This is a genomic window from Pedobacter sp. W3I1 (genome assembly GCF_030816015.1).
Classification (GTDB): domain Bacteria; phylum Bacteroidota; class Bacteroidia; order Sphingobacteriales; family Sphingobacteriaceae; genus Pedobacter.
Map to the genome: position 1 here is coordinate 3,034,409 of NZ_JAUSXN010000001.1, position 20,264 is coordinate 3,054,672.

Sequence of the window (20,264 nt, forward strand, 5' to 3'; positions counted from 1 at the left end):
TACTATTTCAACTTGTAAAATAAATCAGCATGACGATCGCTTGGGTATATAACAGATGGGAGTCTAAACTAAAAATCCTCCGCCCAATAAATCATTCCCTTCGTAAAATACCGCTGATTGGCCAGGGGCAATCGCCGAAACATTATGATCAAATACTACACGCATTCTATCTTTCTCCTGAACAATTGTACTGAGCATACCTGCATCTTTATAACGGATTTTGGTAATTACATCATTCATCGGTTCTTCAATGCTTGCGTATTTTATCAGGTTAATGTTGCGTACCATGGCTTCGCGGCGTTCAAGCTCATCAGCCTTGCCTAAAACTACGGTATTGCTCTCTGGCAGGATCTGCGTTACAAACATAGGCTCGCCAAAAGCAACCCCTAAACCTTTACGTTGACCAATGGTATAAAAAGGATAACCTTTATGTTGTCCAACGATCATTCCATTACTTAAAATAAAATTTCCGCCGGCTACCCTGTCTTCTAAATCTTCTACTTTATGTTTTAAGAAAGCCCTGTAATCGTTATCAGGAACGAAACAGATTTCGTAACTCTCCGATTTTTTTGCCAGTTCTTCCTGTCCCATATCCAAAGCCATCTGTCTGATTTCAGATTTTGCAAAACTGCCCAATGGGAATTTGGTACGCGAAAGGTTTTCTTGCGAAACTCCCCACAATACATAAGATTGGTCTTTATTTTCGTCTTTTCCTTTCGAAATTACATACCGGCCGCTGTCTTGCTGACGGATATTGGCATAATGCCCTGTTGCAATAAATTCGCAATCGAGTTTATTGGCACGTTTTAAAAGTGCTTCCCATTTAATATGCGTATTGCATAACACACATGGATTTGGAGTTCTCCCGGCAAGATATTCGTCAACAAAATTATCGATTACATAATCGCCAAATTCATCCCTGATATCAAGTATATAATGCGGAAAACCATAGTTTACAGCGAGTGTACGGGCATCATTGATGCTATCTAATGAGCAACAGCCAGTTTCCTTACTGCTACCACCAGAGGTGGCATAATCCCAGGTCTTCATGGTTAATCCAATAACCTCATAACCTTGCTCATGCAACATTACAGCCGCTACCGAACTATCAACCCCGCCACTCATGGCCACCAGAATTCTACCGTGTTTACTCATCTTAAAAATATTGGATGCAAAAATAAGGTTTATTTAGCTGAAATTATTTAAAGCAAGTCAGTTACTTGTAAAAAGCGGCGACTAAATGACTTGCGTTTATCTACTAGTTGTGCTTAGGTGGTCAATATTATTTTGAAAATGAGCGGTTCTGTGTTAATGGCTGCCGGTAGTCCTGCTATCTCTTCAAGTCCTCGGCTCGTACCTCACCTGTGGGCTTTACGTTCTATCAGGTTTATTTAACCGGGGTCTGTGGTTCTAAACCTTAAATTAATGCGATCATAAAATCGCCAAGTTATTTATACGCGCGTTTGGAACGAACGCAAACAATTAATATCTTAAGGCAATAGATGCGCGTTAGGGATTGTAAGGGTTCAGTACCGATTCTTCATCGGTACCGTAGCGAAGCGGAGCCCTGCAAAGCCCGACCCTTGCGCAGCTTGGGTAACGCCCAAATCAGTAAGCCATTTCCAGCTGTCAGTTTACGGGTTTTCGGAACCCTGGCTATTAGAATTTAAAATAATAGCAAAAAAGATATAAATTGTATCTTCAATAATTCGAATTGTATTTTTTATTTTACTTAAACGTTTTAGTGTTATGTTTTATACATATTTGAAGATAAATTAATACCTTAGAATTTTCAACAAAACAAGCTAAATTTTAAAAAGATATGATTAAAAAAATTATCCTGCCTTGTCTTTTGCTATCGGCCATGATGGCATCGGCACAGCAGAATCTGGTGCAATATGTTAAGCCCATTATTGGTACATCTAAAATGGGACATACTTATCCAGGTGCCACCGTTCCATTTGGTTCGGTACAGCTAAGTCCCGAAACGGATACTTTATCTTACGAAGTGAACGGAAAATACAATGGCGATGTATATAAATACTGTGCAGGTTATAAATATGAGGATAAAACCATTACCGGCTTTAGTCATACGCATTTTAGTGGCACAGGCCACTCAGATTTAGGTGACTTTCTCATTATGCCTACCCAAGGTAAGTTACAGTTAAATCCTGGTACTGCGTCAAATCCAAAAGGTGGTTACCGTTCCGCATTTTCTCATGCCAATGAAGTTGCAGAGGCAGGTTATTACAAAGTGAAGTTGGATGATGATAACATTACCGCCGAATTGACCTCAACCACCAGGGTAGGGATGCACCAGTACACTTTTCCTAAATCAGATCAATCGCATATTATTTTGGATCTGATGGCTGGTATTTATAATTACGAAGAAAAAACGGTGTGGACTTATGTTCGCGTAGTGAACGATACGCTAATTACCGGTTACCGTCAAACCAATGGATGGGCCAGAACACGAACTGTATATTTTGCAATGAGCTTTTCTAAACCTTTTAAAAGTTACGGACGTAAAAGTTATGATGCTAAACAGGCTTACAGAGGCTTTTGGGGTAAGTTTAACCAGGAACAGAACTTCCCCGAAATTGCCGGTAAAAAATTGAAAATGTTTTTCGATTTCGATACCCAGGAAGGAGAGAAGATCAAAATTAAATTCGCCTTATCGCCGGTTAGTCAGGAAAATGCCTTGCAGAATATGCGTGCAGAAATTTCGGGCTGGGATTTCGAAAAAGTGAAGACCCAGGCACAGGCTACCTGGAACAAAGAATTAAATAAAATACAGGTAACTACTTCTAACGATAATAAGATCAATTTTTATACTGCTTTATATCATGCTTTTATCAACCCAACAACTTATACCGATATTAACGGCGAGTACAAAGGTTTAGATCAAGGCATACATAAAGCAGAGGGTTTTACCAATTACACTACATTCTCGCTTTGGGATACTTACCGGGCCTTACATCCATTCTTTAATATTATGCAACCAAGTCGTAGTAACGATATGGTGAAATCGATGTTGGCCCATTATGATCAGAGTAGTTTGCACATGTTGCCGATCTGGTCGCATTATGCCAACGATAACTGGTGTATGAGTGGTTACCACAGTGTTTCGGTAATTTCTGATGCGATTATTAAGGGCACTTACAATGGCGATGCGAACAAAGCATTAGATGCCTGTATTGCAACAGCAAAACACCGCGATTACGAAGGAATTGGTTATTACATGGATAAAGGTTATATCCCGGCAGAAAAATCAGGAATTTCGGTTTCTAATAACTTAGAATATTCTTACGATGACTGGTCGATTGCACAATTGGCCAAGAAATTAAACCGCATGGATGTTTACGATGAATTTATCAAACGTTCTAACAACTGGAAAAATAACTATGATAGTGCTTCTGGTTTTATGCGCCCTAAATTAGCTGATGGAACCTTTAAAAAAGAATTTGATGCAAAAGACACCGAAGGACAAGGTTTTATTGAAGGAAATAGCTGGAACTACAGTTTCTTTGTGCCACAAGATCCTGCTTCGTTAATCGAAATGATGGGTGGCAAAAAGAAATTTGCTACCCGCTTAGATACTTTATTTACCATGCATTTGCCTGATGAATTTTTTGCACATACTGAAGATATTACCCGCGAAGGTATTATTGGTGGTTATGTACATGGAAACGAGCCTGCACACCATATCGCTTATCTTTACAACTGGACCGATCAGCCATGGAAAACACAAGCGCAGATTCGCCATATCTTAAACATGCAATACAAACCCACCGCAGATGGTTTGGGTGGAAATGACGACTGTGGACAGATGAGCGCCTGGTATATGTTCTCTTCCTTAGGATTTTATCCGGTAGCACCAGGTTCTGATGTTTATTCGTTGGGGAGTCCATTGGTTAATAACGCCGTAATTAATTTAGAAAACGGTAAAACATTTACTGTTGAGGCGATTAAACAAAGTGATAAAAATGTTTACGTAGAGAAAGTTTTATTGAACGGCAAAGAAATTACCGATCATAAAATCAAACATGCAGATATCACCAACGGTGGAAAGCTTACTTTTTATATGAGTTCGAAACCTAAGAAATAATTTTATATCCTTATTATCTGTTAAACCGTTGACTTTAATTAGTTAACGGTTTTTTTGTTTACCCTTCGTATGTCGTCATTTCGAGCGGAGTGCAACGTAGTCTAGAACCCGAAGGCTTTGCGAAGCAAAATCTATCTCGAGATAGATCTCTCCATTCCACGGCGTTCCAGTCGAGATGACGATCATACTACTGGAAAGTCATTCATGGACTGTTTTTATGCCTACGTGGCTAAAAAATATAGCCAAATCTTCAAAGCAAAATCACCAAACTACCTGCAACAATCAACCCACCACCAACTAATGTTTTAGCATCAATCGGTTCTTTTAAGATCAAAAAAGCCAAGCCCATTGCAATGGCCACACTTAACTTATCAATCGGGGCTACTTTGGAAACATTTCCCGTTTCGAGCGCCTTAAAATAAAAAATCCAGGATAAGCCTGTTGCCAATCCCGATAAACCTAAAAATATCAGGTTGTTTTTACTCAATGTTTTAAGCTGGGAAATTTCTCCGGTTGCTAGAACAATTCCCCAGGCAATAAATAAGATTACTATAGTTCTGATAGCCGTTGCCACATTTCCATTAACGCCTTTTAGTCCAACTTTAGCTAAAATTGCCGTTGCAGCAGCAAACAAAGCAGAGAGTATTGCATAAAATTTCCACATGATTTAAATTTTAATTTAAAATACAAAATATTTATACGCTAAAGAAAGCATTGAATCTATAGAAATTCTGTAGTGTGTTAAGAAGGTTTAAAAATAAATTTTGATATCCATTTTATCTATCGTAATATTGCGATATAAAATTATGGGACTTACCAAAACAGAAATCTTCACTGAAGAGCAGAATCAAATGGCAGCGTTATTAAAAGCAATGGCACATCCTGCGCGCATTGCGATTCTTCAGCGCATCCTTAAATCAAATACGTGTATCTGTGGCGATTTGGTTGAGGAACTTGGCTTAGCTCAGGCTACCATTTCTCAGCATTTAAAAGAACTTAAAAATGCGGGTATTATTCAGGGAACCATTGAAGGGGTGAGTATTTGTTACTGTATAGAACCTAAAACCTGGCAGTTATTACAAACACGGCTGGGCGATTTCTTTGCCTCATATAAAGGCGAGCAGAACTGCTGTTAAAATTTTTTTATTTAAATCAATCGTTAAATTGCAATATTATGATTAATAAATCTTCAACGGAATGGAGCAGCTTTAAGGCTGAACTTCAACAACATCCAGAATTGGTATTACAGTTCCAATATGCTCCGGGTAAACGGGTAAATGCCAATTATCACATTACCGAAATTAAACAGGCGCCTATTGTTTCCGTAGATTGCGGAGGCGTGATGAACGCCTGGACTGAAATTATAGTACAGTTATGGGAGCCTACTGAAGAGGAAACGGGTAGGGCCATGCAGGTGAAAAAAGCATTATCCATTATTAACCTGGTAGAAAGTAAACTTCCATTAAATCCCAAATGGAATTGTGAAAATTGAATTTGGCAATTCTGCATTCGATACTAGGCAGATGTTTCCAGGTGAATTTAAAATTGATGGGGAGAACCTGATTTTAGATTTAACACCTGATGCTACCCAATGTAAAGCGATTAACCGTGGTGGAAGTTGTGGTATCACCGAAACCGGTGAAGAATGCTGTGCACCCGCTCAGCCCGAAAAAACAAAGGTAAAACTGGTTAATCTCGCCGCTGGCCAAAATAGTTGCAGCCCTGAAAGTGGCTGTTGTTAATCATTCGAAATTTATAAAAATGAAAAATGTATTGGTTCTCTGCACTGGAAATAGTTGTAGAAGTCAGCTGGCAGAAGGTTATTTGAAACATTTTGCTCAAAATAAAGCTAAAATCTATAGTGCTGGTATCGAAGTTCATGGTGTTAACCCAAGGGCGATAAAAGTAATGGCCGAAGATGGAATCGATATTTCTGGTCAAACCTCTAACAATATCGAGGAGTATTTTTATGTGCCTTTCGATTATGTGATTACGGTTTGCGACCATGCGAAGGAGAGTTGTCCGTATTTCCCAACACAAGCTACAAAACTGTACCATAACTTTCCCGATCCGGCAAAAGCGGTAGGTACCGATGAAGAAATCATGGCCGAATTTAGAAATACAAGAGATCTGGTAAAGGTTTATATTAAGGGTTTTGTAGACAAAAATTTATACAGGTAATAAAATTATCACGGACCGACTAACTGTCAATCCGTGATGAGTTTAGTAGGATTGTATTTATACTCCGAAAGCACTATAACGAAATGTTTACAAAGATAACGTCACCCTGAATTTATTTCAGGGTCTTTCATGTAAGAATAGATACTGAATAAATTACCAATGGCAGATTTCAAAAATCGGCGTCATTTCGACTGAAGCGTAGCGAAATGGAGAAATCTAATATGGATTTCTCGACTGCGTTGCACTCCGCTCGAAATGACGAACACTATAATATACTATGCATCAACCTCATCGAAATTAGTAGCAGTAGCTAAATATTTCCAATTCGCCATATCTCTTTGTACATCTGCAATTTTTGCATCAGCTACCTGATAAGCATCAGGGCCTAAGAATAAATGAAGCGGTGGGTTTTCACTTTTTGCAGCTTCAATAATTACCTCAACTGCTTTGGCCGGATCACCTGGTTGTTGGTTGTTAATGTCGTTCTGATGTGCTGCTTGCGAGTCGCGAACCTCTTTATAGGCATCAATCGGTGAACTTGGTACTGCTAATGATCCTTCAGTAAGAAATGCTGTTCTGAAATAGCCTGGTTCTACAACGGTTGCTTTAATTCCCATTGATTTTACTTCGGCGGCTAACGATTCGGTAAAACCAACCACTGCGAATTTTGTAGCGCAATAAATTCCGAAGCCAGGGAAATTTCCTGAAAATCCGCCAATTGAAGAAATATTGAAAATGTGACCCGATTGTTGTTTTCTCAATTGAGGAAGCACTTTCCTGATTACGTTTAACGAGCCAAAAACGTTCACATCGAAATTTTGGCGTGATTCTTTGTCGCTTAATTCCTCTAAAGCACCCAGTATGCCGTAACCAGCATTGTTTACCACCACATCAACCTGGCCAAATTTGCTGATCGTTTGGCTAACTGCTGCTTCTACACTGCTTTCGTCGATCAGGTCGACCGCTAGCGGTAAGAAGTTTTCGTGTTCGCCAACTGCGTTTGTTAAATCGTTCAGGTTTCTTGAAGTTGCAGCAACGTTAAGTCCATTGCTTAATAATGTTTTTACTAATGTAAGTCCCAGGCCTTTTGATGCGCCTGTTACAAACCATACTTTTTGATTTTCCATAATATTTTTTGTCTATTGAATTAATTTTCGTCGAAATCTGTTGAAATCGTAATGGCTTTCCAGTCTCTAAATTCCTTCTGTAGCGATTCTATTTTAGTACTTGCTCTTTGGAAAGCGTCATTACCTAAAAGCAAATGAAGGGGTGGATTAGGCATGCTTGCCAGTGAGATCATTGCTGCAGCAGCTTTCTCGGGATCGCCAATCTGCTGACCGTCCATTTTTAGGTATTTGCTGTGTATTGCCCGAACTTCTTCGTATTCTGCAATTGGATTGGCAGCTAGTGTTAACGAATCAGTGGTTAAGAAACTGGTCCTGAATGCACCAGGTGCAACAACAGTTACTTTTATGCCAAATTCTTTAAGATCTTCGGCTGATACTTCTGATAATGCAATTACTGCCGATTTTGCTGCTGCATATACCGCCCAGCCTGTTGCACCGGCAATGCCTGCAATGGATGCGATGTTGATGATATGCCCGGCTCTTTGTGCCCTTAAATAAGGTGAAGTTTTTCTGATTACATTCAGTGTGCCGAAAACGTTAACATCAAAGCTATTGCGCGTTTCTGCATCACTTAATTCTTCGATACTGCCTCCAATTCCGTAACCTGCGTTATTAATCACAACATCAATTCTTTCAAATTTTGCAATGGTCGCCTTTATCGCATCCTCAACACTTTGTTCGTCGGCGAGGTTAACTGCTAACGGAAGGAATTTTCCGCCATCATTGTTTACTGCTTTTTTAAGTTCACCGATATTTCTTGATGTGGCTGCTACATATTGGCCAGCATTTAGCAACTGATGAACTAAACTTAATCCTAAGCCCTTTGAAGCTCCGGTAATAAACCAAACTTTTTTCATGCCCATAGTTTTATCCTTTTTTGTTAAGACAAAATTACAGTACAAATCGCTTCAGCTTATTACGTTAATCAAACTGATGATTACGAAATTCAAACAATTCGATAGGAAGTAGGGGTGTGCTTGGTCAATTTTTTAAAAAAGTTATTAAAATGAGTAGGCTCTTCAAATCCCAGGCAATAACCTATTTCCGATATATTCCAGTCGGTATGTTTCAATAAAGCCTTAGCCTCTCTTAATAAACGCTCAGTAATATAATGGGTAGTGGTTTTGCCGGTAGTTTCTTTTATTGCACGGTTTAAGTGGTTTACATGTACTGAAAGCTGCGAAGCGTAATCTTTGGCTGAGCGCATGGTAAACCTTTGCGTAGTCGTTTCGATGGGAAACTGACGTTCTAGTAATTCCGTAAAAACAGAAGTAATCCTGGTATTGGCATCAGTATGTTTGAATAAATTTTCTGATGGCTCTGTTTTTAACGCAAAATGTGTGATTTCTGTAATGTAATTACGGAGTAGATCATATTTATAGATGTAATCGGTATTAATTTCTTCAAACATTTTAGAAAAAATAGCCTCTATTTGCTTGTCCTGCTGTTCATTCAAAATGTATGCAGGTTTTCCTCCATGGGTAAACATGGGCAAATCACCAATATTTCCGCGGATCTTTTCAGTAAAGAAAGCTTCTGTGAAAATGCAGAAATAACCCGTCACCTCGCTTTGTTTGCCGCTGGCCAGTTCCCAGGTATAAGGTACAAGCGGGTTGAAAAAGATTAAAGCTGTACCATTAATCTCAATACTTCTATCAGCGTAGTGGTAAACATTATGTCCGCGGGTAAGGCAGATTTTGTAATAATCCCTGCGGTTATAACTCATTGGTTTATGATCATCCTTTAAACAATCTTCCAGCTTAAAAACGTTAAAATGACCTACGCCATTCTGTAGGTTATCTGGCAGGAACTTGAATTTGTTCTGGTAAAAATCTTCAATGGTTTCTGGCTTGTTCATAAATCAAAGTTACAAAATTCAAACGTAAAATAAATTATTGCATTTTGGAGAAAATTAAGACTACAATTAAAAGGAGATTATGATGATAAAAATATTTGCATTTAATATACCGATCGGTATATATTTGCGTCGTCAATTTAAAAGAACATGACTAAAGCAGAAAAAACGAGAAATTTCATTGTGGAGAAAACCGCACCCATTTTTAATATGAAAGGTTATGCAGGTACTTCTTTAAATGATATTGCTGCTGCTACAGGTTTAACCAAGGGCAGTATTTATGGCAACTTCGCCAATAAAGATGAGGTGGCATTGGCTGCTTTTGATTATAATCTGAAAAATGTTTCATCCAGGATAGATGCTGAAATGAGAAAACAAGCCAGTATAAAGGATAAACTTTTGGTATACATTAATATTTACCAAAAATTTATTGATGGTTCAGTATCAGAAGGAGGCTGTCCTGTTTTAAATACTGCAGTTGACGCTGATGATACCCATCCTGAATTGCGGGAAAAAGTTTTAAAGGCAGTTTTGGGCTGGAAAAATAAAATTGCTAAACTAGTAGAGGCAGGGATATCGACCAAAGAAATTAATGCAGATCACGATCCAGAGCAGGTTGCGCTCACTATGATTGCCATAATAGAAGGGGGCATTATGATTTCGAGGCTTACAGCAAAACCAGCTCACTGGAATTTAATTATGGATTCGTTAAAAAAATATATCAATAGCCTCGGCTAAAAATTTTTTAAACTAAAATATACCGATCGGTATTTAATTATGAAAAGAACCAGAACAATAATTTGGGAAGACCCCACGAGAGGCGCTAGAGAAGCGATGCAGATGGATGGTATTGATTATTTACAGGCCATGAGCGATCATAAATTTCCGTTGCCGCCATTATTATATACTTTGGATTTTAGTGTCAGTCTGATCGAAAAAGGAAACGTAGTTTTCGAATTTACACCACAGGAATTTCATTACAACCCAATCGGTACCGTGCATGGCGGGGTAATCACTGCTATTTTAGATTCGGCTATGGGCTGTTCTGTCCACTCATTATTACCAGCCGGAAAAGGATACACCACTTTGGAGCTGAAGGTAAATTTCCTGAAGGCTGTCACCATCCAAACGGGAAAATTAAAAACCATTGGGAAAGTAATCAACCTTGGTGGTCGTACTGCCTTAGTGGAAGCACAATTAATCGATGAAAATAATACCGTTTATGCTCATGCGGTGAGCACTTGTTTAATCTTAAAATTTTAAAAAAATATAAAATGAAAACTTCACAAAATACCGTTTTATTGATCGGCGGAACAGCTGGTATCGGTTTAGAAATCGCAAAACAATTAACTGCTTTAGATAACCATGTAATTATTACTGGCAGAAACCAGGAAAGGCTGGATGCAGCTGCAGCATCATTGCAAAATGTAACCACCATTCTTTCTGATGTGAGCAAAGCTGAAGATGTGGATCAATTGGTAGTACGAATTAAAACAGATTTTCCTCAATTAAATATCGTTATTAATAATGCCGGAAGAGCAATCCTATATAATTTAGCTGACCCCAATCAAGATGCTTTTGCAAATGCAGAAGATGAAATGTTGACCAATTATTTATCAATTATCAGGATTAATCAAAAATTGCTACCTGTTTTAAAGGCACAAGGTGAATCGGCTATCGTAAACGTTTCGTCCATTGTGGCTTATGTTCCTGGGGTTACCTTACCAACTTATGCGGCCAGTAAAGCAGCACTACATTCTTACAGTACTTCGTTAAGGTTGAGTTTAGAAGAAACTTCTGTTAAGATTTTCGAATTGATGCCACCATTGGTGGATACTGAATTCTCAAAAGAAATAGGTGGTCATAATGGTATTAAACCTTCGGTTGTTGCAGAAGCGCTTTTAACCGCTTTAGCTAATGATGAATTTGAAATCAGGGTAGGTGATACTGCTAAAATTTATGAGCTGTTCAGGCAATCGCCGGTTGATGCCCTGAATGTGATGAATGCAAATAGAAAAGCCTGGATTGATTCGGTCGAAGATTAAAAATACCGCAGGAATGAAAAAGAAGGTGGCATTTGCATTTATTATGGCGGTTTTTACTACAGGAATAGTTACTTTCGCGGCCATAGGTGTTAATCTTGGATTTACATCGATCTTTTTGAAGGTTTGGTTAAAATCATGGGGTATTTCTTACATTGTAGCCATTCCTGCTATATTAATTATTGCCCCACGCGTACAATCATTGGTCGATTATTTATTCAAGGATATTGACTAAAAATTATTAAAATGAAAAGAGTAGTAGTAACAGGTTTAGGTGCAATAACACCGCTTGGTAATACCGTTGAGCAATTTTGGCAACAGATATTAGCAGGAAAAAGTGGCATTGGCCCCATTACAAAATTTGATGCCAGTAAATTCAAAACCCGCTTTGCGGGTGAGGTAAAGGATTTTAATCCTGAGGAATACCTGGAGAAAAAAGAAATTAAAAAGTACGACCTTTTTACCCAATATGCAATCGGCTCGAGCGATCAGGCGATAAAAGATGCAGGATTAGATTTTACAGCAATGACCGATGATCAATTGGCTGAAGTTGGCGTAATCTGGGCAACCGGAAATGGTGGGATCAGTACTTTCGAAACGCAGTTGGAAGAATTTCATGCAGGCGATGGAACACCAAGATTTAACCCTTATTTCATTCCAAAAATGATTGTTGATATCGCTGCAGGAGCCATTTCGATTCGTCATAAATTACGTGGTCCGAATTATTGTACAGTGTCGGCTTGTGCATCGTCAAATACCGCAATTATCAATGCTTTCGATACCATTCGTTTAGGAAAAGCGAGTGTAATGATTGCTGGTGGTTCTGAAGCTGCGTTGACCAAGTCATCTGTTGGTGGCTTTAATGCCGCTCAGGCTTTATCAAAAAATAACGACGATCCTCAGGGCGCTTCTAAACCCTTTGATGCCGACAGAGATGGCTTTGTAATGAGCGAAGGTGCCGGAGCATTGGTGTTAGAAGATTTAGAGCATGCTTTACAACGTGGTGCCCACATTTATGCCGAGATTATTGGTGGTGGAATGGCTGCTGATGCATATCATTTAACTGGCACGCCTCCTGATGGGATTGGTGCGGCTTTGGGTATGACAAAAGCTTTAAAAGATGCTGGAATTACTGCCGATAAAATCGATTATATTAATGCACACGCCACTTCAACTGGATTGGGCGATTTAAGTGAATTACAGGCGATTAATACTGTTTTTAAAGGGCTGCCGGTTGTGATTGGTGCAACAAAATCAATGACAGGCCATTTACTTGGTGCTGCAGGAGCTGTTGAAAGTGTAATCAGCATTTTATCAATCAGAGATAACGTGGTGCCGCCTACAATTAATACTAAGAATCTGGATGAAAATATTCCTAAGGGATTGAATTTTGTGTTAGGCAAAAGTATTAAAAAAGAGATTAACTATGTTTTAAATAACACATTTGGTTTCGGCGGACATACTGCCAGTACTATTTTTAAAAAGTATGAGGCTTAGGCACTCTCGTCATTCCCAGAGGTCAGTTTTTTAGCCAAAAACAAAGGAGTTGGGGACAGGTAAGATAAATCGTCATCTCGACCGCAGTGGAGAGATCTTTTAACATAGTCCAAAGATCTCTTATTCAGTGTTTGGTGGCTCACCAAACACTTTTTTCGTTTTAGTGTAAATTGGTGCTATCTTATTGATTGGGAATCGTAATGCAATAAGCTTTAAGATTCCCACCTGCGTGGGAATGATGATCGCCTAAAAAGCTACACTTTATTTAGTGTTTGGTGAACCAATTATTCAGTGTTTGGTGGCTCACCAAACACTTTTTTTGTTAAACAAGTGATGTCGTCATTGCGAGGAGGCACAACGAAGCAATCTTAATGCGATCGCTATAACCTATGTAGTAAGATTGCCCATACTGGTCTTAGCGTTTCGCTAAGGCGATGGTTTGTTTTTGCCACGGAGAGACGAAGAATGCATTTATGAAGGTCTTCGACTACGCTCAGACTGACAACCGCTTTACTATACTGTTCTTAGCGTCTCGCTAAGACCCTAATATTTTTTCTGCCACGGAGACACAGAAGCACGGAAAATTTAACTATACTAGCCTCAGCGTCTTGCTAAGACTATAGTTTTTTACCGTCGAGAGACGATAATTGATTTATAAAAGTCTTCGACTACGCTCAGACTAATAAACCAATTTGGTTAAGTCGATAAGTTAGCAAACCAATAAACCAATGGCTAATGAACTAATAAACCTACTTATCCATTAGTAAATTAACCAGTTCTTTCAATTCTTCAATTTCCAGTTCTAGTTTTTCTATTCTGTTTTCCAATTCAGTAGGATCAAACTGTGATACGGCTATCGTTTCGCTTTCAGGCGCTGTGGTGGTTTCGGCCTGCTCGCCTAAAAGATGAACAAAACGGGCTTCCTTCTGACCGGCTTTCCTAGCCAGTTGCTTTACAAATGCAGGCTCCTCGTCTGATAATTTTTGAAGTTGCTCCAAAACTTCTTCTATACTTTCAAATTCATATAATCTTCCCGAATTGCTATTAATTTCGCCGGGTGTTAATGGACCGCGTAAAAGTAAAAGACAGATTATAGCTAACTCCGATGGCAATAAAGGATAAACAATGGCCAGATTATGTTTGTATTTAGTTGCACGACTTGATCCTCCTGTAGCAGTGGATATTAAACCTTTTATTTTAAGTTGGTTTAGTGTTAAAGTGATGGTTTCCTCATCGTAATTTACAACCGGATTTCGAGAACTTTTTTGGTTACATGCAGCAGTTAAACTGTTTAAAGTCATTGGATAATAATCGGGCGTGGTGCGGCTTTTTTCTATTAATGCGCCTAAAACGCGTTGTTCTTCTGCTGATAAATCGGGTAGTGGTTTTACGTTGTCCATATTATAAAAGTATAAATTGGTTGAGTATTCTGAAAATTATTTTGTTAACGATTTATTTCTAGTGAGTTAAATGAAAACACTGCTTGATAGAAAATTCTAATTCCGAATTGCTGCAGTACCGAAGTTGAAGAAATCCAGGTCGGAAGCGAAGAGAAATTTATCACTGATCATTATTGGGGTTATACCAACGGCGAATAGAACATCTGAATATGATGTAGCGCATCCAAGTTGGTTGTTGAAGTTTCTGTAATAAGGGTATTAAAAAGGGAAGAAGTTTTAGTCTAGATCGCTTACTCCATGCGTCACCCTGAATTTATTTCAGGGCCTAATATAGCATGAAAGGTTCTGAAACAAGTTCAGAATGACGAACGCTTTAATATAGATCTTTTTTTTTGAGTTCTTCACCCTGAATTAATTTCATGGTCTCTATCACACAGAAGGTGCTGAAACAAATCCAGCAGGACGATATTTTTTATATCCTATTATAATCTCCACGCCAATTTTTTATGGCTTTTTTAATCTCGCCAGGAGATAATTTATCAATCACAGCGCTATCAACTAAGGCTAAGAATTCTTCATCACTAGCAAAACGTAAAGCCAAAATCTGACCCAACCTAAGTTCATCAGGGAGTGCTTTACCCGCAAGGATATAATAACGTAACTTTTCTTCGGCCCTGGCGGCCCTGTCCTGTGCTTTAAGCGCAAACATCCTTGCCATTACTGCTATAATCGCAATCAGGAAAAATGCAAGCACCAGCAAGCCCGTAATTATAGTGGGTATGGCAATACAACAATATATTGCAAAGCACAAGCCTAAAACCGCCAATGGTATGGTGAAGAAATGGAAAGGCGGGTAAAATCTTTTATGGTTTCCGTAATGCTGAGACATTTTATTTTTTTATATATAATTATTACCTTTTATTCTTTGAAATTTTAAGCACATTTTTAATATGTTCAGCAACCGCTGCGCTTTGAATATTTTCTCCGGTTTCGATATACCGATTTACTTGCCCTCCACATTTAAGACAAAAGCCTTTCAAGATAATATCATTCAATTTATTTAAATAAGGCTTATAGTTTGTGATAGTGGCCATCTTTTTGCATGCTGTGCAATATGAATTTTCTAGTATAATATTGAGGTGCTTATATTGTTCCAACATTATAATTTCTATATCGTAATCTTCAATTTCAATCTCTTTTTCCATAAATAAAATGTACTATATTTTAGTAATTACAAATGAGGTTCTTCTATTGTTTTTTCTACCTGATTCAGATTTATTATCAGCAATAGGTTTACTCGCTCCAAAGCCTTTAAAAGTAAGCTTTTTAGCGTTGATACTATTTTTGACCAGGTATTCATAAACTGCATTGGGCTCGATTTAAAGACAGCTTTTCATTTAATTTATCATCGCCAACATTATCGGTATGCCCCTGAATTTCAATCTGAACGTTTTCATTTTGATGCAAGAAGTCGATAAGCAGATCCAGTTCACGGATAGATGCGGGTAAAAGATTAAACTTATTGGTATCAAAGAAAATGTTTCTTAAAGTTACATTTCCACCTTGCTTTATTTTTTCAATGTAAACTTCAATCTGGTAAGGTTTATTAATATCCCCCTCCTTAAGCTCGAAGTTTTCAGAGTAAAACATGTATCCTTCAGCATTTACATTAAATAAATAATTACTCCCAACAGGCATTACAGCTAAAAATTGGCCGGTCTCAGGATCAGTATAATCATCAAAAACAGTTTTATTGGTTTTCAAATCTACCACCTGAACATTGGTTTCGATCGTTTTTTTAGTATCCCGGTCTCTTACAATTCCCTTCACATAAGAAACCTTTAGCGGTTTGGCTACTTCAGGGATTCCAAAACTGTAAATGTCCTGCATACCATAACCACCCTTTAAATTTGATGAAAACAGCCCTGAATTTCCATCGGCACTTACCACTAAACCACTTTCATCTTCAAAAGAATTGATTGGATAACCCATATTGATGGGCTTTTGCCATTTGCCATCACTTTCCTGCCTGCTATAATAAATATCTTTATTGCCGAAACCTGGCCAACCATCAGAAGAAAAATACAAAGTTTTACCGTCTACATGCAGAAAAGGGGTATTCTCATCGAAAGCGGTATTGATATCCGGCCCAAGATTAATGGCTGGTCCCCATTTGGCATCATCGGTAATGGTACTTTTCCATATATCGTAACCACCCGATCCGCCAGGTCTGTTACTGATAAAATATAATGTCCGTCCATCGGGGCTTATTGCAGGTTGCGATTCCCAGAATTCAGAATTAACGGGCTGACCAACATTATAAGGCTCGCCCCAATCTTTTCCTTCACGGTGAGAAACATAAATATCACATCTACCTAAACCATCAGGGCGGTTGCACCCCGTAAAAAATAAATATTTACCATCAGGTGAAATGCTTTGTGCACCTTCATTATATTTGGCAGTGTTTATTTTGCTTGATAATGGTGTGGCAAGACTCCATGAATTATTTTTAAACTGAGAGGTCCAGAAATCTTCATTGCCATTCAGCAAACGGGTAAAAACCAAGGTTTCGCCATCGGCAGTTATCGCAGGAAAGTACTCCGCATCGGTTGTATTTACACCTTCCCCTAAATTTGTTGGGTTATATTTTACAGGTTTCTTTATTGTGATGGCAGCAAAATCGCAGTCTAAAAGGTGTTTTTTTGCTCTTCTTGCTCTATCAGATGAAGAATCCAGTATCAAAAAATCATTAAAATGCTGTTTTGCTTTTAAATAATCCTGCGTAGCAAATTCTGTTTCTGCCAAGCCATAAGTTACTTCCGGAGCCACCACTTTATTAATTAATATCGCCTTTTCGTAAGCCATTCTGGCATCCTGATATTTCTTTTGTGTTTTGTAAACTCCAGCAAGCACTATATAGGCATTTTGAAATAATGGATCAGCCTCAACAGCACTTTTTAAAGCCCGTTCTGCCGAGGTATAATCTTGCTTCTGAATTAATGGGTTTGCTTTTTCGAAAAAGGTTTGCGCTTTTTTATTGCCCGAACCCTGAGCAAAGACACAAAAATTGCATAGAATAAAAAATAAGAATAGGAAAAACCTCATACACTAACATTTGGTTATCAAAGCTAATGTAAACTAATTTAAGGAATATTTAAAAATTTGTGTGTTTGCAAAGAAATCTCCCATTTAGGGTTAGCCATTACATACTCAATAATTAATGGTGTAATTTCTTTTGATTTAGACCATTCTGGCTGAAGATATAGTTTACAGGTAGGGGATACCATTGCGGCATATTCTTCAGCCCATTTAAAATCACTTTTATTAAAAACGATCACCTTTAATTCGTGTGCGAATGGTGTAATATCTGGTCTTGGCGCTTTAAACTTCTTTGGAGATAAACAGATCCAATCCCAATTTCCAGAAAGTGGGTAGGCACCAGATGTTTCGATAAAGGTAAGAATACCTCTTTCTTTTAATTTATTGGTTAAATAATCCAGGTTATAAATCAAGGGCTCGCCACCGGTAATTACAACAGCTTTACCTGGAAATTTATCAGCATTTTCGACAATCACATCTGACGGGGTAAGTGGATGCATTTCTGCGTCCCAGCTTTCTTTAACATCGCACCAATGGCAACCTACATCGCAGCCCCCTAAACGGATGAAATAAGCTGCTTTACCAGTATTAAACCCTTCGCCCTGTATAGTATAAAATTCTTCCATTAAAGGAAGTAATGTGCCGTCTTCTGGTATTTCTTGTTTCATTTTTGAGGATGCAAATATCCTAAAAAAATATGGTGATGCTGTTCCTCTTTTGAAATTTAATAGAAAGATGAAATAAGAGTGATATTTATTTGCTGTATTTTAGCAGAATGAAGTGGTTTAAGGCACTAAATAGTAATCAAATTCCTCGCCCTGATACAATTAAAACGATTGAAGTTGCAGGAAAACAAATTTGTTTGATTAACAATGAAGACAAAATTACTGCAACCCAATCCCATTGCCCGCATGCCGGGGGTCATTTTAGTGGTGGCTGGTGTAAAAACGGACACGTTGTTTGCCCAATCCATCGATATGAGTACAGTTTAGCTACAGGAAGGGGCGCAGAAGGGCAGGGTGATTACATCAACATCTACCCAACCGAATTACGTGAAGATGGCTTGTATATTGGTTTCGAAGAAAGTTGGTGGAGTAAACTTTGGGGATGATATATTCCCGTCATGCTGAATTTATTTCAGCATCTATTTAATTAAGACCCTGAAATAAATTCAGGGTGACGAGTCTATTATAAAATCAATTTAACAAATATCTTCTAAAGAATTCTTGACAGTTTAAAACTTCAACTTCTGAGAAATAAAAATCTTCAATATCTTCTGTGATAATACATTTACAATTAACAGATTTGGCAGCGTAATATTCTAAACCATCTTCAAAATCGTGGATCAATTTATTTGACAAGGTGTCCAAAACGCTTTGTGATGAATTTTCAGCAATCTTAATATGTTGGCAAAGCAAATCGATTTTCTGCTTGGCTAATTGAGATTTATGTTTCTTTCCGGCAAAGTAGAAAGCAATGGACAAACAAAGTGGAGAAGTATATATTTCAAATTTCGGATGCGATGCCAAACTCAAAATCCTCGACGAATAGGTAAATAACGGATATTCCTTATTCAAAACAGAAACGAGGACATTGGCATCTAAAAATATCTTCATCAATTACTTTTTAGAAGAAAAATACTCGTTTTTTGAACCCTTACGTGTTGGTTTTTGCGTTTTTTTATACTCTACTTCGCCCTCAGCAACCATGCTCACCCAATCAGAAATGGGAAAGTCTTCTAAAGATTTGTACTCTTTAGCCGTTACCTGGGTTAATAAATGCTCTATTAAACGGGATAAGCTAATGTTGTTATCGGCAGCATACTTTTTTGCTTTTGCTACAACATCCTGATTAAAGCTTAAAGTTAATTTAGTATCCATATCTCTAATATATAACCAAATATAAAAATTATACGTATCATTTAAAAATATTACACGTAAAAAAAGCGATTCAATCTTCTTGAACCGCTTTTCCTTCTTTAGTCTTTAAGCTTTCACCTTTAGGCTTAAGAATAAATCTCTTTTCTGGCTGATGCCAATGTATTTTTCAATAAACCTACAATGGTCATTAAACCCACACCACCTGGAACAGGCGTAATATAGGAAGCCTTAGGTGCCACGTTCTCGAAATCTACATCACCATACAACTTAAAGCCCGATTTGGTTTCAGCAGAAGTTTCACGGTTAATACCTACGTCAATAATAATAGCGCCAGGTTTTACCATATCGGCAGTAATAAAATTCTTTTTACCAATAGCTGCAATCACAATATCAGCCTGGAGAACCTGCTCTTTTAGATCTTTGGTGCGTGAGTGTGTAAGCGTTACAGTACAGTTGCCTGGGTTTGTGTTACGGGCCATCAAAATACTCATTGGGCTACCCACAATGTTACTACGACCAACAACAACACAGTGCATTCCTGTAGTGTCGATATTATATTCTTGCAACATCAATAAAATACCATAAGGTGTTGCCGGAATAAAGCAAGGTAGGTTACGCATCATCCGGCCCAAATTTACTGGGTGGAAACCATCTACATCTTTACGATGATCGATCTTTTCAGTTACTTTCTCCGGATCAATATGTTTAGGCAAGGGTAACTGAACAATTAATCCGTCCACATCATCATCCTGATTAATTTCTTCAATTTTCGCCAATAACTCAGCTTCAGTTACCGAGTTATCATATCTATGTAATGATGATTTAAAACCAACTTTTTCGCAGTTTTTCATCTTACTAGCCACATAGGTTTCGCTTCCGCCATCGTTACCCACTAAAATGGCAACCAGGTGTGGCTTGCGACCACTTTTATTTAAAAATTCAGCAGCTTCTTCTGCAATTTGAACTTTAACCTTTTCTGATACGTATTTACCGTCTAATAATACCCCTAAATCCCCTGAAGGGGACTTTGAATTTGCATTGCTCATATAACTTGCTCCGTTATAATTTTATAATT

25 protein-coding genes are annotated in these 20,264 nt (G+C 38.1%); 11 read left to right on the top strand and 14 right to left on the bottom strand.

The features are described 5' to 3' along the window. Positions 1–63: 63 nt before the first annotated feature. The gene (mnmA, locus tag QF042_RS12580) at positions 64–1,155 is read right to left on the bottom strand and encodes a tRNA 2-thiouridine(34) synthase MnmA (protein WP_307528829.1); all 1,092 of its coding nucleotides are present in this window, start codon (positions 1,153–1,155) and stop codon (positions 64–66) included. 667 nt (positions 1,156–1,822) lie between these two features. Here mnmA and QF042_RS12585 point away from each other — a divergent pair. Beyond that, positions 1,823–4,108 carry a GH92 family glycosyl hydrolase gene (locus tag QF042_RS12585; RefSeq protein WP_307528831.1) on the top strand — a complete coding sequence of 762 codons (2,286 nt, stop codon included), beginning with the start codon at positions 1,823–1,825 and terminating at the stop codon, positions 4,106–4,108. Between the two features lie 250 nt (positions 4,109–4,358). Here the strand turns inward: QF042_RS12585 and QF042_RS12590 are convergent, their stop codons facing one another. Continuing rightward, positions 4,359–4,772, bottom strand: coding sequence for an EamA family transporter (locus tag QF042_RS12590; RefSeq protein WP_307528833.1), 414 nt, complete (start codon positions 4,770–4,772; stop codon positions 4,359–4,361). Between the two features lie 142 nt (positions 4,773–4,914). Between QF042_RS12590 and QF042_RS12595 the strand changes: the two genes are divergently transcribed. Genes QF042_RS12595 through QF042_RS12610 form a run of 4 tightly spaced genes read left to right on the top strand, consistent with a single transcriptional unit; the run spans position 4,915 to position 6,289 of the window. Then, a complete protein-coding gene (locus tag QF042_RS12595) occupies positions 4,915–5,244 on the top strand; it encodes a helix-turn-helix transcriptional regulator (RefSeq protein ID WP_307528835.1) in 330 nt (109 codons plus the stop codon). Between the two features lie 38 nt (positions 5,245–5,282). Then, complete coding sequence (locus tag QF042_RS12600) at positions 5,283–5,600, top strand: DUF6428 family protein (protein ID WP_307528838.1); 318 nt, start codon at positions 5,283–5,285, stop codon at positions 5,598–5,600. Beyond that, on the top strand, positions 5,590–5,850 hold the full coding sequence (locus QF042_RS12605) for a DUF6428 family protein (protein ID WP_307528840.1): 261 nt from the start codon (positions 5,590–5,592) through the stop codon (positions 5,848–5,850). The genes QF042_RS12600 and QF042_RS12605 overlap by 11 nt, the downstream gene beginning before the upstream one ends. Positions 5,851–5,869: 19 nt before the next feature. Next, on the top strand, positions 5,870–6,289 hold the full coding sequence (locus tag QF042_RS12610; RefSeq protein ID WP_307528843.1) for an arsenate reductase ArsC: 420 nt from the start codon (positions 5,870–5,872) through the stop codon (positions 6,287–6,289). A 275-nt stretch (positions 6,290–6,564) separates the two neighbouring features. Here the strand turns inward: QF042_RS12610 and QF042_RS12615 are convergent, their stop codons facing one another. The 3 genes from QF042_RS12615 to QF042_RS12625 all read right to left on the bottom strand — a co-directional run bounded on the left by QF042_RS12615 (position 6,565) and on the right by QF042_RS12625 (position 9,274). After that, positions 6,565–7,416 (bottom strand): SDR family oxidoreductase, encoded by an 852-nt coding sequence (locus tag QF042_RS12615; RefSeq protein ID WP_307528845.1) that lies wholly within the window; start codon positions 7,414–7,416, stop codon positions 6,565–6,567. Between the two features lie 20 nt (positions 7,417–7,436). Then, positions 7,437–8,273, bottom strand: a complete 837-nt coding sequence (locus tag QF042_RS12620) for an SDR family NAD(P)-dependent oxidoreductase (protein ID WP_307528847.1) — start codon at positions 8,271–8,273, stop codon at positions 7,437–7,439. Positions 8,274–8,362: 89 nt separating this feature from the next. Next, complete coding sequence (locus QF042_RS12625) at positions 8,363–9,274, bottom strand: AraC family transcriptional regulator (protein WP_307528849.1); 912 nt, start codon at positions 9,272–9,274, stop codon at positions 8,363–8,365. 147 nt (positions 9,275–9,421) lie between these two features. Here QF042_RS12625 and QF042_RS12630 point away from each other — a divergent pair, with 147 nt between their 5' ends. The 5 genes from QF042_RS12630 to fabF are packed head-to-tail and all read left to right on the top strand — an operon-like array spanning position 9,422 to position 12,810. Next, on the top strand, positions 9,422–10,009 hold the full coding sequence (locus QF042_RS12630) for a TetR/AcrR family transcriptional regulator (protein ID WP_307528851.1): 588 nt from the start codon (positions 9,422–9,424) through the stop codon (positions 10,007–10,009). Between the two features lie 39 nt (positions 10,010–10,048). Beyond that, positions 10,049–10,534 (top strand): PaaI family thioesterase, encoded by a 486-nt coding sequence (locus tag QF042_RS12635; RefSeq protein WP_307528853.1) that lies wholly within the window; start codon positions 10,049–10,051, stop codon positions 10,532–10,534. Between the two features lie 11 nt (positions 10,535–10,545). Next, positions 10,546–11,316 carry an SDR family oxidoreductase gene (locus QF042_RS12640; RefSeq protein WP_307528855.1) on the top strand — a complete coding sequence of 257 codons (771 nt, stop codon included), beginning with the start codon at positions 10,546–10,548 and terminating at the stop codon, positions 11,314–11,316. Positions 11,317–11,329: 13 nt separating this feature from the next. Continuing rightward, the gene (locus QF042_RS12645) at positions 11,330–11,548 is read left to right on the top strand and encodes a DUF2798 domain-containing protein (RefSeq protein ID WP_307528858.1); all 219 of its coding nucleotides are present in this window, start codon (positions 11,330–11,332) and stop codon (positions 11,546–11,548) included. A gap of 11 nt (positions 11,549–11,559) precedes the next feature. Then, entirely contained in the window at positions 11,560–12,810 is a 1,251-nt protein-coding gene (gene fabF / locus QF042_RS12650; protein WP_307528860.1) for a beta-ketoacyl-ACP synthase II, read from the top strand. 749 nt (positions 12,811–13,559) lie between these two features. Here fabF and QF042_RS12655 read toward each other — a convergent pair. The 6 genes from QF042_RS12655 to QF042_RS12675 all read right to left on the bottom strand — a co-directional run bounded on the left by QF042_RS12655 (position 13,560) and on the right by QF042_RS12675 (position 17,977). After that, the gene (locus tag QF042_RS12655; protein ID WP_307528862.1) at positions 13,560–14,210 is read right to left on the bottom strand and encodes a YceH family protein; all 651 of its coding nucleotides are present in this window, start codon (positions 14,208–14,210) and stop codon (positions 13,560–13,562) included. A 472-nt stretch (positions 14,211–14,682) separates the two neighbouring features. Beyond that, positions 14,683–15,099: a DUF6526 family protein gene (locus QF042_RS12660; protein WP_307528864.1), complete on the bottom strand. Its 417-nt coding sequence runs from the start codon at positions 15,097–15,099 to the stop codon at positions 14,683–14,685. Between the two features lie 22 nt (positions 15,100–15,121). Continuing rightward, complete coding sequence (locus QF042_RS12665) at positions 15,122–15,415, bottom strand: hypothetical protein (RefSeq protein ID WP_307528865.1); 294 nt, start codon at positions 15,413–15,415, stop codon at positions 15,122–15,124. Between the two features lie 12 nt (positions 15,416–15,427). Next, positions 15,428–15,589 carry an OmpA family protein gene (locus tag QF042_RS26340; protein WP_373459101.1) on the bottom strand — a complete coding sequence of 54 codons (162 nt, stop codon included), beginning with the start codon at positions 15,587–15,589 and terminating at the stop codon, positions 15,428–15,430. After that, positions 15,567–17,315 carry an OmpA family protein gene (locus QF042_RS12670; RefSeq protein ID WP_307528867.1) on the bottom strand — a complete coding sequence of 583 codons (1,749 nt, stop codon included), beginning with the start codon at positions 17,313–17,315 and terminating at the stop codon, positions 15,567–15,569. Before QF042_RS12670 ends, QF042_RS26340 begins: the two co-directional genes overlap by 23 nt. Positions 17,316–17,353: 38 nt before the next feature. After that, positions 17,354–17,977, bottom strand: a complete 624-nt coding sequence (locus QF042_RS12675; protein ID WP_086546275.1) for a 7-carboxy-7-deazaguanine synthase QueE — start codon at positions 17,975–17,977, stop codon at positions 17,354–17,356. A gap of 107 nt (positions 17,978–18,084) precedes the next feature. Between QF042_RS12675 and QF042_RS12680 the strand changes: the two genes are divergently transcribed. Further along, positions 18,085–18,420 carry a Rieske 2Fe-2S domain-containing protein gene (locus tag QF042_RS12680; RefSeq protein WP_307528871.1) on the top strand — a complete coding sequence of 112 codons (336 nt, stop codon included), beginning with the start codon at positions 18,085–18,087 and terminating at the stop codon, positions 18,418–18,420. Positions 18,421–18,505: 85 nt separating this feature from the next. Here QF042_RS12680 and QF042_RS12685 read toward each other — a convergent pair whose 3' ends face one another. The 3 genes from QF042_RS12685 to QF042_RS12695 all read right to left on the bottom strand — a co-directional run bounded on the left by QF042_RS12685 (position 18,506) and on the right by QF042_RS12695 (position 20,235). After that, complete coding sequence (locus QF042_RS12685; protein ID WP_307528872.1) at positions 18,506–18,925, bottom strand: PIN domain-containing protein; 420 nt, start codon at positions 18,923–18,925, stop codon at positions 18,506–18,508. Between the two features lie 3 nt (positions 18,926–18,928). Continuing rightward, complete coding sequence (locus QF042_RS12690) at positions 18,929–19,189, bottom strand: DUF6364 family protein (protein ID WP_307528874.1); 261 nt, start codon at positions 19,187–19,189, stop codon at positions 18,929–18,931. A 125-nt stretch (positions 19,190–19,314) separates the two neighbouring features. Further along, positions 19,315–20,235 (bottom strand): bifunctional 5,10-methylenetetrahydrofolate dehydrogenase/5,10-methenyltetrahydrofolate cyclohydrolase, encoded by a 921-nt coding sequence (locus QF042_RS12695; RefSeq protein ID WP_307528876.1) that lies wholly within the window; start codon positions 20,233–20,235, stop codon positions 19,315–19,317. Between the last annotated feature and the right edge of the window lie 29 nt (positions 20,236–20,264).